The sequence below is a fragment of the Actinoplanes awajinensis subsp. mycoplanecinus genome (assembly GCF_001509495.1).
Classification (GTDB): Bacteria; Actinomycetota; Actinomycetes; order Mycobacteriales; family Micromonosporaceae; genus Actinoplanes; species Actinoplanes palleronii.
On the sequence record NZ_LLZH01000239.1, the window covers coordinates 1 to 268 of the forward strand.

The 268-nt window shown below is 70.1% G+C and carries 1 protein-coding gene; it reads left to right on the forward strand.

Annotation, left to right across the window (positions count from 1 at the left end; all coding sequences use genetic code 11):
- A partial coding sequence (locus ADL15_RS24440; protein ID WP_275936272.1) for a transposase family protein occupies nt 1–268 on the forward strand: 268 nt, incomplete at both ends.

Sequence of the window (268 nt, forward strand, 5' to 3'; positions counted from 1 at the left end):
CATCGCGGACGCGGCAGGCCGGCTGATCTGGGCTTCGGCAGCCCTGCCCGGCCGGACCCACGACCTGAGCGCTGCCCGCCAGCTCGGCATCATCGACGCGCTGACCAGCGCAGACGTGATGACATTCGCCGACAAGGGCTACCAAGGAGCCCGCGGCACCGTCCGGGTACCGTTCAAACGCCACCGATCCCGGCCGAAACTCCAGCACTGGCAGAAGCGCTACAACCGCCAGCACGCCCGGATCCGAGCCCGCGGCGAACGCGCCATC